The organism is Mycobacterium sp. NGS16 (assembly GCF_059813225.1).
In genome coordinates this window covers 1-291 of the sequence record NZ_JCALEE010000035.1, presented here as the reverse complement: position 1 = coordinate 291, position 291 = coordinate 1, and the positions used below count along the sequence as shown (strand labels likewise).

Annotated in this window: 1 protein-coding gene; it reads right to left on the bottom strand. The window is 75.6% G+C overall.

Annotated elements, in window-relative coordinates; all coding sequences use genetic code 11:
• The coding region (locus AC5Y4Q_RS21680; RefSeq protein WP_499960175.1) for a DUF222 domain-containing protein at positions 1–291 on the bottom strand (291 nt) is incomplete at both ends.

Here is a 291-nt window from a genome sequence, read left to right as displayed (position 1 = left end):
CAGGACGTAGACGGTGACGTTGGCCGCGCGGGCGTCGCCGCCGGCGCTGGCGGGGCAGTCGGTGTTGCCGCAGGCGCAGGCGAGGGCGTCGGCCCCGGCGGCCAGGGCGCCGAGGGCATCGGCGCGGCGTTGGGCCAGGGTGCGCGGATCGTCGTCGCAGACGGTGTGGGCCAATTGGGTCAGGCGCCGGTCGAGGGCGCTGGCATCGGTGGCAAACAGCCGGCCCCACACGGCGGTGGTGCCGTTTTCGCTGTTGCGGGTGTCGACGACGACGTCGCGGCTCCGGGCGTC